General features: G+C 42.9%; 15 protein-coding genes and 2 tRNA genes. 8 read left to right on the top strand and 9 right to left on the bottom strand.

Annotated features, from left to right (window positions below; genetic code table 11):
• Window positions 1-281 precede the first annotated feature (281 nt).
• From EPB74_RS06015 to adk, 6 genes are all read left to right on the top strand, one after another.
• Entirely contained in the window at window positions 282-1,616 is a 1,335-nt protein-coding gene (locus EPB74_RS06015) for a hypothetical protein (protein ID WP_079692277.1), read from the top strand.
• Between the two features lie 240 nt (window positions 1,617-1,856).
• Complete coding sequence (locus EPB74_RS06010; RefSeq protein WP_274903328.1) at window positions 1,857-3,884, top strand: heme lyase CcmF/NrfE family subunit; 2,028 nt, start codon at window positions 1,857-1,859, stop codon at window positions 3,882-3,884.
• Between the two features lies 1 nt (window position 3,885).
• Window positions 3,886-4,536 carry a DsbE family thiol:disulfide interchange protein gene (locus EPB74_RS06005; protein ID WP_274903327.1) on the top strand — a complete coding sequence of 217 codons (651 nt, stop codon included), beginning with the start codon at window positions 3,886-3,888 and terminating at the stop codon, window positions 4,534-4,536.
• Window positions 4,533-5,099 (top strand): cytochrome c-type biogenesis protein, encoded by a 567-nt coding sequence (locus EPB74_RS06000; RefSeq protein WP_274903325.1) that lies wholly within the window; start codon window positions 4,533-4,535, stop codon window positions 5,097-5,099. The genes EPB74_RS06005 and EPB74_RS06000 overlap by 4 nt, the downstream gene beginning before the upstream one ends.
• Entirely contained in the window at window positions 5,096-6,376 is a 1,281-nt protein-coding gene (gene ccmI, locus EPB74_RS05995) for a c-type cytochrome biogenesis protein CcmI (protein WP_274903324.1), read from the top strand. The genes EPB74_RS06000 and ccmI overlap by 4 nt, the downstream gene beginning before the upstream one ends.
• Window positions 6,377-6,603: 227 nt before the next feature.
• Complete coding sequence (gene adk, locus EPB74_RS05990; RefSeq protein WP_089553961.1) at window positions 6,604-7,260, top strand: adenylate kinase; 657 nt, start codon at window positions 6,604-6,606, stop codon at window positions 7,258-7,260.
• A gap of 201 nt (window positions 7,261-7,461) precedes the next feature.
• Here adk and secB read toward each other — a convergent pair whose 3' ends face one another.
• The 4 genes from secB to rsgA form a co-directional block, all read right to left on the bottom strand.
• A complete protein-coding gene (gene secB, locus EPB74_RS05985) occupies window positions 7,462-7,914 on the bottom strand; it encodes a protein-export chaperone SecB (RefSeq protein WP_079692271.1) in 453 nt (150 codons plus the stop codon).
• Between the two features lie 182 nt (window positions 7,915-8,096).
• Window positions 8,097-8,360 (bottom strand): glutaredoxin 3, encoded by a 264-nt coding sequence (grxC, locus tag EPB74_RS05980; RefSeq protein ID WP_079692270.1) that lies wholly within the window; start codon window positions 8,358-8,360, stop codon window positions 8,097-8,099.
• Between the two features lie 280 nt (window positions 8,361-8,640).
• Complete coding sequence (locus EPB74_RS05975) at window positions 8,641-9,096, bottom strand: rhodanese-like domain-containing protein (protein WP_079692269.1); 456 nt, start codon at window positions 9,094-9,096, stop codon at window positions 8,641-8,643.
• A gap of 136 nt (window positions 9,097-9,232) precedes the next feature.
• Window positions 9,233-10,336, bottom strand: coding sequence for a ribosome small subunit-dependent GTPase A (gene rsgA, locus EPB74_RS05970; protein WP_274903323.1), 1,104 nt, complete (start codon window positions 10,334-10,336; stop codon window positions 9,233-9,235).
• Between the two features lie 203 nt (window positions 10,337-10,539).
• Between rsgA and orn the strand changes: the two genes are divergently transcribed.
• Entirely contained in the window at window positions 10,540-11,127 is a 588-nt protein-coding gene (gene orn / locus EPB74_RS05965; protein ID WP_089553964.1) for an oligoribonuclease, read from the top strand.
• A gap of 281 nt (window positions 11,128-11,408) precedes the next feature.
• Here the strand turns inward: orn and EPB74_RS05960 are convergent, their stop codons facing one another.
• Entirely contained in the window at window positions 11,409-11,888 is a 480-nt protein-coding gene (locus EPB74_RS05960) for a hemerythrin domain-containing protein (RefSeq protein WP_274903321.1), read from the bottom strand.
• Between the two features lie 60 nt (window positions 11,889-11,948).
• Here EPB74_RS05960 and EPB74_RS05955 point away from each other — a divergent pair, with 60 nt between their 5' ends.
• Complete coding sequence (locus tag EPB74_RS05955; RefSeq protein ID WP_274903319.1) at window positions 11,949-12,386, top strand: CopD family protein; 438 nt, start codon at window positions 11,949-11,951, stop codon at window positions 12,384-12,386.
• A 5-nt stretch (window positions 12,387-12,391) separates the two neighbouring features.
• Here EPB74_RS05955 and dpaL read toward each other — a convergent pair whose 3' ends face one another.
• The 4 genes from dpaL to EPB74_RS05935 form a co-directional block, all read right to left on the bottom strand.
• On the bottom strand, window positions 12,392-13,570 hold the full coding sequence (gene dpaL / locus EPB74_RS05950) for a diaminopropionate ammonia-lyase (RefSeq protein ID WP_274903318.1): 1,179 nt from the start codon (window positions 13,568-13,570) through the stop codon (window positions 12,392-12,394).
• Window positions 13,571-13,600: 30 nt separating this feature from the next.
• Entirely contained in the window at window positions 13,601-13,900 is a 300-nt protein-coding gene (locus EPB74_RS05945) for a hypothetical protein (RefSeq protein ID WP_079692263.1), read from the bottom strand.
• A gap of 471 nt (window positions 13,901-14,371) precedes the next feature.
• Window positions 14,372-14,448: transfer RNA gene (locus tag EPB74_RS05940), tRNA-Asp, on the bottom strand.
• Between the two features lie 55 nt (window positions 14,449-14,503).
• Window positions 14,504-14,579: transfer RNA gene (locus tag EPB74_RS05935), tRNA-Val, on the bottom strand.
• Between the last annotated feature and the right edge of the window lie 358 nt (window positions 14,580-14,937).

The raw sequence follows: 14,937 nt of genomic DNA, 5'->3' as shown, positions 1-14,937 counted from the left end.
TTTGTCGCTGACACTATTGCGAGCATTGAGGCTGCTGTCATTGACAGCACTGGCAGATTATCTTAAGGGTTTTATGAGTGAGGGGCGCGTGCAAAACGTATCATCTCTAGTCACAACTTGCCTAGGGTCTAACTGTGCTAATGGGTGGCAAGTATGCTAAAATCAGGCGATTTATTTTATAATAACTATTAGAGATAGAGCCTCTTTTTGCTGAGCGTTCTTAATCTGCTAAGGATATTTGGTTAGCATCGACCATCATCACGGCAAGGATAAATAAAGTCATGGATGTAACTTCATTGTGGCAGACGATAGCTGAGCACCCCGAGTTTTTTGCTATGCTGACCATTCCACCGGTGACAGCATTTGTGACTTGGATCCATGTGTGGATGGCACTGAAAATGCTGTTCTATCCGATTAAGTTCTGGGGTATTCGTATTCCGAACTTCCCATTTTTTGGGCTACCGGGAATCGGTTGGCAAGGTATTGTCCCAAGAAAAGCGGGCAAGATATCAGGGGTTATCGTTGATCAGACGCTCTCTAAGCTTGGCTCGCTTGATGAGTTTTTTAAAGCGATGGAGCCGGAGCAGATGGCGGTATTTATCACTGATACGGTTGATGGAAATCTCGAAAACTTGATTGATGAGATTATGCTCGATCATTCACCCGCGCTGTGGGGCAATCTTCCTTATGCACTCAAGCGCCGTGTGTATGCCCAAGCACACCAAGAGCTGCCGAGTATTATGCAATCTTTGGTGACTGACTTGACTTATCATGTCGAAGATTTAGTCGATATGCGCAAGATGATTGTCAATAAAATGGAAAGTGATCGGCGTTTGATGGTCAATATGTTCTTAAAAGTTGGACAAAAAGAGATCGATTTTATTTGGCATATTAGTGCTCTAATAGGATTGATTTTCGGCATTATCCAAATGTTTATATTTTTAGTGGTACCGCAGCACTGGACAGTACCGTTTTTTGCCGCTGTTTGGGGTTGTCTCACCAACTGGATTGCGATCTGGATGGTCTTTAACCCCGTGGAGCCACATTTTATTCCTTATGTGAAGTTTTTTGCTTTGCAGAGTCGTTTTCCATTTATTAGACCGCAATTACCGCATATCGCTCAATACCGTTTTCAAGGTGGCTTTATGAAGCGCCAAGAGGAGGTTTCTGAGGTTTTTGCCGAGATTGTCGTTAAGGATTTAGTGACGTTAGAGAACATCATGAATGAGATGATGTATGGTGACCGCGCCGCCGAGACGCGTGAGTTGATGAAGTCGCATCTTTATAAAGTATTAGAGTCACCAGTAATCAGTACGACTTTACGAGTAGGACTGGGTCGCCGCGAGTTTGGACAATTAAAAAATACCATCATTGATAAATCGATCGTCGCAACGATGGTACCGCTGCGCGACCCTGAGCTCAATGAAAGCCGTGCTAGTAAAATATTTGGACTATTTCGTGACCGTATTCGCGCACTGTCACCCGATGAGTTTCAAAACTTATTACGTCCCGCCTTTCGTGAAGATGAATTGACGCTGATTGTGCTTGGCGGCTTGACTGGGTTTTTGGCAGGTTGGTTACATCTGGTATTGGTGTTTTTTCCAGCGATGCAATGATAGGCAGCTTTTCATACTGTTTATACACATCGCATACACTGTGGATACAGAAACGTGACAAGTTGACGCTAATGTACCATGCTGTAAGTGCCCTAAGCTGCAATGGCTGATGGGGATAATTAGATAATGATCACAGTAGAAAATACCAGCAGTAACGAATATGGGATATTTTCGAATATCCTGAAATACCAATCCCTAAAATAAACAATGACCGTATTAAGGTAAACAAGGTTAGACCGTATGTTAATCACAGAATTGGGTTATTTTGCCTTGCTGGCCGCCTTTATGTTGGCGATTTTGCAGGTAGTATTACCAACGATAGGCGTTATGCGTGACCATGTTGCTTGGCAGCGTTTGGCACCGAGCTTGGCATGGGCGCAGTTTGCCGCCATGATTACCTCGTTTGGCGCATTGATGGCAGGCTTTTATTATAATGATTTTAGTCTTGTCTACGTGTCGCAGCACTCGAATACTTTGTTGCCTTGGTATTATAAGTTATCAGCAACTTGGGGCGGGCATGAAGGCTCGCTATTGCTATGGATGACTATCATGGCAACGTGGTGTGCGCTGGTATCTTACTTTAGTCGTGGTCTGCCATTGTCGATGCGCGCGCGAGTATTAGTAATATTAGCAGGCGTACAGATGATGATGCTGGCGATGTTAATCTTTACCTCATCACCGTTTGACCGCACATTGCCAAACTTGCCAGTCGATGGCGCCGATTTAAATCCTGTTCTACAGGATTTTGGTCTTATTATTCACCCACCGATGCTATATATGGGCTATGTGGGTATGGTCGTGCCATTTGCTTTTTGTATGGCAGCCTTGTGGGAAGGACGCTTGGATGCGGTATGGACACGCTGGTCACGTCCATGGGCGCTGGCAGCATGGGGTTTCTTAACAGTTGGTATCGCTTTGGGTTCGTGGTGGGCGTATTACGAGCTTGGTTGGGGTGGTTGGTGGTTTTGGGATCCGGTAGAAAACGCCTCGCTAATGCCTTGGCTGGCAGGTTTGGCACTACTGCATTCGCTTGCGGTCACTGAAAAGCGCGGGGTTTTTAAAGCATGGACGATTATGCTGGCGATCTTTGCTTTTGCGCTGAGTTTACTTGGTACTTTCTTAGTGCGCTCAGGGGTCATTACCTCGGTGCATTCATTTGCAGCCGACCCTACACGTGGTCTGGTTATTTTAGCGATTCTTGGCATTATCGTTGGCGGTGGTTTGTTGATGTTTGCCGTCCGTGGTTGGCGTTTAACGGTTGAGAGTCAGTATCAACTGGTTTCGCGTGAGTCGTTTTTAGTTATTAACAACGTTATTATTTTAATTGCAACCTTAGTGGTACTGCTTGGTACGCTATATCCTATCATTGCTGATTCCTTTAATTTAGGTCAAGTATCGGTAGGTCCTCCATACTTTAATGCGCTATTTGTACCTTTAACGTGGCTATTACTAGTCGCAATGGGTATGGGCTCCAATATCCGCTGGAAACAAGATAAGCGTCCATTGTTAGGCGTTGGTATGGTCATTGCTGTGAGCAGCCTTGTCTTAGCAGCAATCATTACTTACTTCGTTAGCCCTTCTGCCATGCTCAATATCGGCGTGACGTTAGCGGTGAGTTTTTGGGTATTGTTTTGGATGGCTGTCGACTTTAAAGACAAAACTAAAAATGCACCGAATTTCTTTAAAGGTTTGGGTCAATTACATTTGAGTTATTGGGGTCAACAGACCGCTCATATTGGGGTGCTAATAGCTGTCATCGGTGTTGCTTTTACCAGTACTCTAAGTATCGAGCGCGATGTGGCATTAAGGCTTGGTGAAACGGTCAATGTTCAAGGCTATGACTTTGCATTAACTGATTTAAGAGAGACTAGAGGCAGTAACTTTGATGCAACACAAGCCGAAGTCACAGTCACTAAGAAGGGTAACGAAGTAGCGGTACTTCATCCTGAAAAACGCACTTACATCATTAGTACGATGCCGACGACTGAGGCAGCAATTAATGCCAGCCTAATGCGTGATTTGTATGTCGCACTTGGTGAACCTATCGCTCAGGGTAGCGATCAATGGGCAGTACGTATTTATGTGAAGCCGTTAATTCGCTGGATATGGCTTGGTGCTCTTATTATGGCTTTCGGTGGTTTACTAAGTATGCTTGATAAGCGCTACCGAATTAAGAAACCAAAGACGCCTGCACAAATTGCGGCGAATAAAGCAGGTTTTACGACCGCTGCTGATATAGAAACACGTGCAACAATCGGGGAGAAATAACATGACTCAGTCAGATAATTCTCCTCAAAAAAGTCCTAAGAAAAACAGCAGTCAAACGATGAAAAAAAGCCAAATTAAGATATGGTTTTTGATACCGCTGATCGTCTTTGCAGGTTTCATAATTATGTTGTATCTGCGTTTGGGTCAGCCGACTGAAATCGTGACCAATACCGCTCTTGAGCGCCCAGTGCCGACTTTTGAGCTGCCATTATTGTCAGATACCAGCCGTATAATGACCAATGATAATCTACCAGATCAGCCATTTTTGATGAATATTTGGGGCTCTTGGTGTCCAACTTGTATTATTGAACATCCTTTTTTAATGCAATTAGAAGAGCGTGGTGTCAAGCTGGTTGGGGTTAACTATAAAGATGATATTGGCGATGCGCTAGGTTATTTAAACCGTGGCGGTGATCCATTTTCGATGTCTATTCAGGATTTGTCGGGCCAGTTTGCGCTAGATCTAGGCCTAACGGGTGCGCCTGAGACTTTCGTGGTTGATGGTGAAGGTATTATTCGCCAGCATATTGTCGGTGAGATTAATGAGAGCAATTGGCAAAGTCGTATTACGCCTTGCTTAATGGTGCTCAATGATGCCGATAAAGGCAATGTTAGTCCAGACCCTAATCAGGTCAAGGAGGCGTGCAAATGATGGCGATTCAAATGAAAGCAATCACTATGAAGTTAGTAAGCTTGATAATAGCCTGCCTGCTTAGTATTAGTGTCTATGCAGCGATTGATGTTTATGACTTTGATTCAGTACAGCAAGAGGCCCAGTATCGCGGTCTTATCGAAGAGCTACGCTGCCCAAAATGTCAAAACCAAAACCTCGCGGGTTCTGATGCGCCCATTGCCCAAGATTTAAAACAAAAAACCTATGACTTGATTAAAGAAGGTCGTAGTGATGGAGAGATACGCGCTTATATGCAAGAGCGCTATGGCGACTTTATCACTTATAAGCCACCGCTGCGTCCTTCAACATGGATACTATGGTTTTTTCCACCATTACTGCTGATTTCTCTAATAATTGGTTGGTTTTGGCAAAGTAGACGCAGTCAACGGGTTGCCCGCGGTCAAAGCGGCGTCACAGTAGATAGCGCTGCAGCGTTAACAACGGTAGAAAAAGCTGAACTTGATCGTCTGTTATCGCGTGCCAATAGTAATAGTAATGACAATAACGATCATGACATCACAAGCCTCGAGGATAAAAAATGACCCTATTTTCTACTTTTGGCTTATTTATTGCCCTAAGCTTACTGATTGCACTCATATTGGCGCTCATCGTTATCATGCCATGGTTACGAGCGTCACGCTTACGAGAAAATCCAGTTGACAATCAACTATTAGATATCAATATTGGGGTATTTCGTGAACGTCTAGCAGAACTGCAAACGGATAAAGACAGTGGCACGATTGATGACACTCATTATCAAAATCAAAAGATTGAGCTTGAGCGTCAGTTATTGGATGCTCAGCGTACAGTAACGCCAATGGTGGCGCCTGGTATCAAAAGTCGCCTGATTATCGTAGTATGGGTACCAGTACTCGCAGCATTGGCTTATTTCTTAGTCAGCGACCGTACACCCGTATTTAATCTGTGGACAGCAGAAGATAAAGTTGCTCAAGTGGCGGATGATTTATTGACCGGTAAGATTGATCAGCCACCAGCTTGGGCGATTGAAGATGGGACGCAATTAATCAGTGCTATGCAGACCAACGTCTATCGTCACGCCGATGACCCTGATCGTTGGATGCGTCTATCGGAGTTATTCTTATCATTAGAAGCCACGGACTCAGCAATCGAAGCCTTGTCGCGTGCTTATCGCTTATCGCCAGATAACGAAGAGATTGCAACCACCTATGCGCAGATTAGCTTTTTTGCCAATAAAGGTCAGTTGGATGCCAATAGTCGCCGTGTCCTCCAAGATGTGTTGGCTAAAAATCCGCAGCATGAAGGTGCACAGATGCTGATGGCAATGGGTGAGGCGCGTGGTAATAACTTTGAAGAAGCACAAGGTTGGATTAAGCGTTTACGTGATAGTATTGCCGCCAAACCAGGTGATCATACCCAAGCGCTGGCCAGTCTTGATGAGCTGAGCACGAACGTAACGGCTCAGCAGCAGCAAGCCTCTGAAGGTATTGACGTGACCGTATCTATTAATGCGAGCCTGCTACCGTTAGTAAAAGCTGATGACGTGTTGTTTGTGGCGATACGTGATGTGAAAGGTGGTCCACCATTTGCCGCCAAGCGTTTACCGATTAGCGTCATTAAACAAGGTGAAGCCAGTATTAGCCTAAGCGATCTAGATGCCATGATGCCTGAGCGTACGCTGGCATCTGCTCGTACTGAAAAAGTACAATTAGCAGTTATTGCTCGCATTAGTCATAGCGGCACTGCTACGGCAGAATCAGGAGATCTATCAGGTAATCCTGTGGTGATTAGTGCAGACCAAAATCAGGTCAATGTTGAGATTAATCAACAAGTTCCTTAATGAGTCAATATCAAAATATAAAAATATCAGTATGTAATAAATGCGCGCCATCGTCTTTTCTATGGCGCGCAACCCTGTCCCATGAACAGATAAGTCATCATAACTTTCCGCATCAAGACTAAAAATACTTGAGCTTTTGAAAGCCACAAGGTAAGGTAAGCTCTGCAAACCACCAATCCCTAAGTTTTACTAGTCCCAAAATCCTATCTATTAAGGAGAGTCGTGTAATGATGCGTATTATTTTGCTAGGTCCACCAGGCGCCGGTAAAGGCACCCAAGCTCAGTTCATTTCTAAAGAATATGATATTCCGCAGATCTCAACGGGCGATATGCTGCGTGCAGCAATCAAGGAAGGCAGCGAGCTTGGCAAACAAGCCAAAGACGTGATGAATGCTGGTGGTTTGGTTTCTGATGACCTCATTATTAACCTAGTGCAAGAACGCATCGCTAAGCCTGATTGTATTAATGGCTGTATTTTAGATGGTTTCCCACGTACCATTCCGCAAGCCCAAGCGCTTGCCGATGCGAATGTTGCGATTGACCATGTAATTGAAATTAGTGTGCCTGATGATGAAATCGTTAAGCGTCTATCTGGTCGTCGCCAACATGCGGGTTCTGGTCGCGTGTATCACATTGATCATAATCCACCAAAGCAAGAAGGTATTGATGATGTGACTGGTGAAGCGCTTATTCAGCGTGAAGACGACAAAGAATCCACCATTCGCGACCGTTTAGCCACTTATCATGAGCAGACATCAACCTTGGTTGGTTTCTATCAAGATAAAGCCAAAGAAGGCGGCGATGCCCCTAAATATGACAAATTTGATGGTACGCAAGGGATTGATGATGTTAAGCAGCAAATATTATCAGCCCTAAAAGGCTAATGTTATTTTGTTGAATTTGTTTACTGATTATTGTGATTGAAGACCCTGCCAATCAGCAGGGTTTTTTAATACTTAATAGTTAATTATTAGTATAAAAATACTGCAAAATGTAGGTGTAAAAAAGCCGTTCACTTATCATAAGTAAACGGCTTTTTTATTAAAATGTGCTACTGATAAAGCCAGTAGCGTTTAAATTAATACTTACGCATTACCTTCAGCATCGACTTGAGCTTGCTGTTGGCTTTGCGCATAGGCTTGATCAAAGTTGACTGGAGCTAGCAATAATTGCGGGAAGCTACCACGTGTCACGATGTCGCTGATGACCTCACGCGCATATGGGAACAAAACGTTAGGGCAATATGCGCCTAAGATTTGACCGATCTGATCCTCTGGGATATCTTTTAATAAGAAAATACCCGCTTGATGAACTTCCGCAATAAATGCCGCTTCTTCTGCATTTTTCGCCGTGACACTAACAGTCAATACGACTTGATAGTGATCGTCATCAAGTTTTTCGGCATTGCTAGATAAATTGATATCAAGCTCAGGGTTCCACTCTTTAGTGAATACGCCAGCGCCTGGGACTTCAAGTGACATATCTTTTACATAAATGCGTTCTAGTGCCAATTGTGGTTGTACTTGTTCTTCAGCCATGATAATTCCTCTAAAAGTTAATCAAATGATTGGGCAAACTGTCATTGTAATAAAATAAGATTGTAATATAAATCGAGACTCAATCTCGATATTTTTTAGCAATACTCTTTATTGCTGTCTTTATCGTGACTTACAGACATTATTTACATAGATAAAGACAAGCAGTAAAGCAAGATAACAAATTAACCCGCTAATAGCTCGTCAAGTTTACCTTGTTGGTTCATTTGGTTGAGTTCATCAAAACCACCGACAAAGGTTTCGCCAACGAAAATTTGTGGCACGGTGCGATAGTTATTGGTTTTTTGCATTAAAGCACGGCGATCATCGCTGCTCATGTCATGCATGCCGATTTCTTCATATTCAACGCCTTTAGATTTCAGCAGTTGCTTAGCATTTGAGCAATATGGGCAGATAGGGGTGGTGTAAACTTTAACAGATACAGTCATGGTAAATCCTTATTTATAAATTTATAGAGCAATCGTTATAGGATAGAGAATAATATTATAAAATGTGCTCATAGAGGCTGCAATCAAGTAAATCACAAGCCTATATTCTATTATGCTCACTATAAAGTGGGGATAGGTAGGATAAATTCAAGCTATTTCCGTCGAAAAGTCTTGGCCGTCGCAGAATTGCCCCATAAAAAAAGACACCCTATTAAAAGGTGTCTTTTTTATTCACTATCGATAGATAGCAAGTCATCGTTTGATAAAGCGCTTTATCAAACTATTTATGCAAGCTCGGTTTTGCTTTGACTTTAGTTTTGGGCTTGGCATCTTTTAGCCCAACGAGCGGCATACCAGCGCCTTGCCAGCCGCCAATACCGCCTTCTAAACGATAGACGTCGTCTTTACCGATCATTTGTATCGCAGCGCCTGCTTGTACGCCCATATCACAGATGATAATCACTGGCTGCTCAATCGCACGGATTTCTTCTATGCGGTCTTTAAGCTCTGTGAAAGGGATGTTGCGGCTGCCTTGTATATAACCGGTGGCAAACTTCTTTTTGGCTCGAATATCGATAAGCTGCGCATTTTGCGAGTTAACCATCATACCCAGGGTATTGGGCGATATTTTTCTGCCACTACGTTTGTTTTCAATAGCAAAAAATAGCACGGCAAGTACGGCTAATATACCAAATAAAAACGGGTGGTTGCCCACAAATTCCAGCGCACGATCCAAACCATACCTCCAAAAAATTAGTGTTCTATTAAGCTGAGAAAACAGCCTAACGAATTGAACAAGGCGTTATTATACCGATAAGGTCATCTATAGTAAACGTGTGATGGTCAACCTAGCGATTAACAATGAATAAAACTTAATAAGGTTTAGTGTCAGCCTCTTCTCTTAGCGTGATAAGGTTTTCGACGCGGCGCTGCAATACCTTACCATCAGCAACGGCCTCCCACAACGCGCAGCCTTTACTGTTATGAGTGTGGCGGCAGTCGCGGAACTGGCAGTCGCCAGCAAGCGGTGCAAGCTCGACAAAGCCTGAAATGATATCATCAGGTGTCAAATGCCAAATGCCGTACTCACGAATACCCGGTGTATCGACGATGCCGCCTTGGGTCAAGTCATCAGGATTAAAGGGCAATAAGCGGCTGGTCGTGGTGGTATGTTGACCGAGTTTTGAGTTATCAGAGATAACATTGACGCTTTGTGCCGATTCAGGTAGTAGGGCATTAATTAAGCTACTTTTACCGACACCAGATTGACCTGCAAAAATAACCAGCTTTTTATCTATGTAGCGCTTTAACTCATCAAGTCCTTCTTGCTCATCGCTATCAGCGACGTTTTCAGGGCAATCGACTGAGGTTAATACATTCTCATAACCAAGCGAGGCATACTGTGCCAATAATTCATTGGTATCGACGCCGTTTTCTTGTGCCAGTAAATCGGCTTTATTGAGCACCAATAGTGGCTTGACGCCAGCATGATGGCAAACGACTAAATAGCGATCGATTAGCGTCGGGGCAGCAGCAGGCAGTGGCGCAAACACAATGGCCAAAATATCGACATTGGCGGCGACAGGCTTAAGTTTATGATAACGGTCAGGACGTGAAACAAGGGAGGTACGTGGTTTGACCGATTCGATACGTCCAAAGCCCGTATTTGAGTCGGCGCTCCAACGTACTTGATCGCCAGCGGCTAGCATCGGCAAGTTAGTACGCACATGACAGCGCCAAATGTCGCCCAATGCTAGTGTTTGCCAAAATGGCTCAGGATCATCAGGGGCAAACTCAGGCTGCTCAGGGATGACAGATGGCAAACTGGTCACTTGCACCTCTAATTGCTTGCCATAATGCGCCATGACCACGCCATTCATCAAACTGTCATCGATGCTGTCTTGACTGATCAGCTGTTGTTTGTCGATGCGACGAATCTGTTGTTTAGTCAGTTTGCGTTGCCGGATTAATGCCATGGGTTTGTGACCTATTAAAAAAATATTGCTCAGTGTAGCGTGAAAATTTGCTAACATACAGCTTAAAGCGCCTGCGCTAGACAGTGGTTTTGTAACGCTCTAATCGTGGTGGATGCAAACCTTAGACCATTTATATGATTGTTTATAACCTGTTTGATTTATTTACTCAACATTGATTGACCATATTAAATATAGGATACTTTATGAGCACCAGCGACCATCCCAATAAGATTAAAATTAAAAATCAAGGTAAAAAAGGGCTGGTATGGATTGATTTAGAAATGACCGGACTCGATACCTTAAACGATGAGATTATCGAGATAGCGACTGTCGTCACCGATGAGGATTTAAACGTCCTTGCTGAAGGCCCTGTTTTTGCCATTAAGGTATCTGACCGTAAACTAAACGGAATGGATGACTGGAATACCAAGCAGCATGGACAGTCGGGATTGGTCGATCGTGTGCGCCGTAGCACCGTGACCTTGGCTGAAGCCGAAGCTGAAACGATTAAGTTTTTAAATAAATGGGTCGATAGCGGCAAGTCACCGATGTGTGGTAATTCAATTTGCCAAGACCGCCGCTTTATGGCGCGTCAAATGCCAGAATTAGAAAGATTCTTCCATTATCGTAATCTTGATGTGTCGTCAGTTAAAGAGCTGTGCTTCCGCTGGCGTCCTGACATTCTTAAAAACTTTGAAAAAGGCGGTAGTCATTTAGCGTTAGATGATATTCGTGATTCAATTCGTGAGCTAAAACACTATCGTCAGCATTTCTTTAAGTTGATACCTTAGAATATAAGCTAGCCTGTAGCATGATAAGAAAAAAGTCTTCAGATGAACCGAGCGCCAATATTTGGCTGGTTTGTCTGAGGACTTTTTTTGAATTAATTAAAAGTAAGATATAATCAATCCACTATAAAATAAACACAGTGCTACTGGTATAAGTTTTGCGCAGCCTCTGTCTGCATAGGCACAGCAAGCAAGGAAAAGTTATACCAGTAGCGCGTTATAATATTTGTACTTATTTTATTTGGGACTGACTATATTATCAACGTTCTATCTTATTATTGCAGCTAGCGATTTTCATCGGCACGCTTAATACTGTCTGGACTTGCTGCATAAACAGCGTCCAGTTCAGCTTCTGTTAGATATTTTTCTACCGTCGGGTATAACTCTCGCTCTTCGAAACGAATATGGTCGTATAATAGAGTACCTAATTCTTGAACTTGCGCAGCGGTCATGTTCTTGCCAGCAGTTTTTTGTGATTGCTCGACTTCATCCATCAGTTGATGTAACTGCTTATGCTGACCATCAAGCGTATCAAGTACCGAAGCAACGTCAGAGTGCGAGGTGCGGTAAGGCTCTAAAGCATGAGCGATTAAATTGTCTTCAATCTGGAAGTGATGTTGCATATCGCTGATATAAGAGCTGAGGTTAAGCCAGTGTTTGGCAATTTCTTCAGGCTCATCAGTGCATTCTTTAGCATGACGAGACAGGTTAAGCCCAAGATGGTGCTGGCGTGATAATGGCTGTAATTGATTGGCGCGCTTCATAATACAATACCTTAATGATTCGAGAAATCATGATTTGTTAATTATTTGGAAGGATGCTGTATGTTCAACTATCTACTAATCCTGCATTTACTTGGGGCAGCAATTTGGACAGGCGGGCATTTAATCTTAGCATTAGTGATACTGCCTAAAGTGCTATCTTCACGTAACCTAGACGCATTGTTACAATTTGAGCAGCAGTTTGAAAAGATTGGAATGCCAGCTTTAGCCATTCAGATTATCACAGGCTTATGGATGGCACATAACATTTTGCCCAATGTGAGCGCTTGGTTTACTTTTGATAATGATATTAATATTTTGATTGGGATAAAGTTAATACTCTTGCTGATGACGGCTGCTGTTGCTATGCATGCACGCTTTTGGGCAATACCACGACTTACAGCAAACAATCTCAATGGATTTGCTATTAATATTATTTTGGTGACGTTGTTATCAGTCACGTTTGTGGTGGTCGGTACGTTATTCCGTACAGGACTTTGATGGCTTTAGTGATTCTGGCAATCCCATACGATATTTCTATATCTAGCCGGATTGGTATCGCCTTCGGTGTTGAATATCATGACTACTGAATCTTGATTTAATCCCAGTTTTTCACGTACATCATGGTTAGAGGTATCGCTACAAACCTTATAAATCAAACCTAGTGTGATTGCGCCCGACTCACCACTAATAATCCGAGTATCGCCTAATAGAGGGTTGCCTAATACTCGCATACCGACTGCCGAAACACTGTCATCAACGCGAGCAAAGTAATTGCTGCTGTCTTTTAATACGGGCCAAGTTACTGGGTTTGGTTCACCGCAAGCAAGTCCTGCCATAATAGTGTTTAGCTCGCCTGTGACATTCACTATATCGCCTTGCACACTCGTACCTGAGCGAAAAATACAATCGGCAGCAGTAGGCTCTGCAATAATCGTCTGAAAGCTGCCCGCGCCAAGCTTGTCTACCAAATAACCCAATACGCCACCAGCCATAGAACCGACACCTGCTTGCAACATTATATGGGTTGGCATGCCTTTACCTAGAGCAGTGGCTTGTTCAATCGCTTCATCTGGCATAGTCATATAGCCTTGAGATATCCAAGTGGGTATTTCTTCGTAGCCATCCCAAGCAGTATCTTGCACTAGCATCCAGCCACTTTCTTCTGCGGTTTTATTTGCTAGGCGCACGGTGTCATCGTAATTGACATCCGTTATGATGCATTCTGCGCCCAGTCTGCGAATACGTTCAGCACTCGCTAATGAAGTCCCTTTTGGCATATAAACAACCGCTTTTTGTCCCATTTTATAAGACGCCCATGCCACGCCAGTACCATGATTACCCGCAGTGGCCGTAGTAAATACTAGAGGCTTATCTAGCTTAGCAGAAACGGTTGTTAAATCGATGTCTGTCATATCAGTTTTAAGATATTTTGCCAATAAACGTCCTAAGGCATAAGAGCCGCCGAGCGCCTTATAGGCATTGAGTCCAAAGCGGTGAGATTCATCCTTAATCAAAATTGATTTTACACCCAGTCTTTTTGCCAATAATGGTAACGAGACCAAAGGTGTCGGTTGATGGCCCTCAATTTGACGATGAAATTCACGGACTTGCTTTGCAATTTCTACAGTGAATAGAGGCGATGTTTGACCATTATAAAAATTATTTTTGGCTATGTTGAGCATAAAGTTCTCTTGGGAAGATGATGACTGCTATTATTCTGTTAGAAATGGTTTATTCGCGCATTTTTTGCAGTTTTTTACGACCTCATAGATATCATCAATATTAGGCTCTTTCGCCTGAAGCACTTGTCCGTTATTGAGTACTAACCTCACCGTTTTATCATGCTGCTGCCCAACAGATTGATAAGCGCCTGTATTGACAGTAGATACAAGCGTATCCCAAGATACTGTTTTAACTTCATTTTTGATTGGCTCTTGCTCGCCAACAAATTGCTGTGTGCATCCAATTAAAAGTAAGGGTAGCACAAGGCTAAGATAGACATTCTTTAACATAGGTGGTTCTTCCTAATTTTAGGACAGTGTGTTTAGTAGCTTATACTACTTATCCGGGTGAAAAATTTGAACTCCTGCAAAGGTTTAACGATCGTCATATCAATTAAAAGTTTTGCTAGGCTCTGTAAAGTACCGATTATTATTGCTGTTCTTGAAATTAGACTACTTTATAAATATTGTCAAACATGACCGACTTCAGTTCCGACATTTAACAACCTTTGTCACAAAATGGTCACTGTTTGGTCACTGAGCACTTGGTCACGGATTTCTAAAAGGTAGACTGTCTGCGCATAAACTCGTTACTGATGCCGTAGAAAAGAATAGGCTACTCAGACTTCATATATAAATGAAAAAATTAAACAGATATAAATCAAACACTTAGATAAACTAACAGACACAAAAAAACCTCAAACAATCTAATGTTTGAGGCGAAACTTGCTTAAACTCGAAAGTTTAAATTCGTTTTAAATATGGCGCAGCGGACGGGACTCGAACCCGCGACCCCCGGCGTGACAGGCCGGTATTCTAACCAACTGAACTACCGCTGCTTAGGTCGTTTTTAGCGTCTTGCCCTTATAAATAGAGCCCACTTCGCTAAAAGAGTGGTGGGTGATGACGGATTCGAACCGCCGACATTCTGCGTGTAAGGCAGACGCTCTACCAACTGAGCTAATCACCCTGAGAAGCGTTAAAAAATTGCATTGCAATTTTAGCTTCGCAAGAGAAAATTCTTTAAATAGAATTTTCTAAAGCTTTATTAATTAAAGATGTCACACTTTAATTAATAATCGAAATCTCTTACTGAGAATTCTAACAACTCAAAGCTCTTTAAAGCCCCTTGCTGTGGGTGTGTATTATATAGATTTACACATGGCTGTCAAATACTATTTCACATTTTTTATAAAATGATAGCGAAAAGAGTTTTGGAGAGTATAGCTAGATGATGTGACAGCCCATATAGCAACTACATAGTTACCTATTGCGTGGCGGATAAAAGCCTCTATACTTGATTGGTTATATTTGATTGTATTGTACTA

Source organism: Psychrobacter sp. DAB_AL62B (assembly GCF_028895345.1).
Lineage (GTDB): Bacteria > Pseudomonadota > Gammaproteobacteria > Pseudomonadales > Moraxellaceae > Psychrobacter.
The sequence above is the reverse complement of the archived record's forward strand: the minus strand, read 5'-3'. Positions and strand labels throughout refer to the sequence as shown.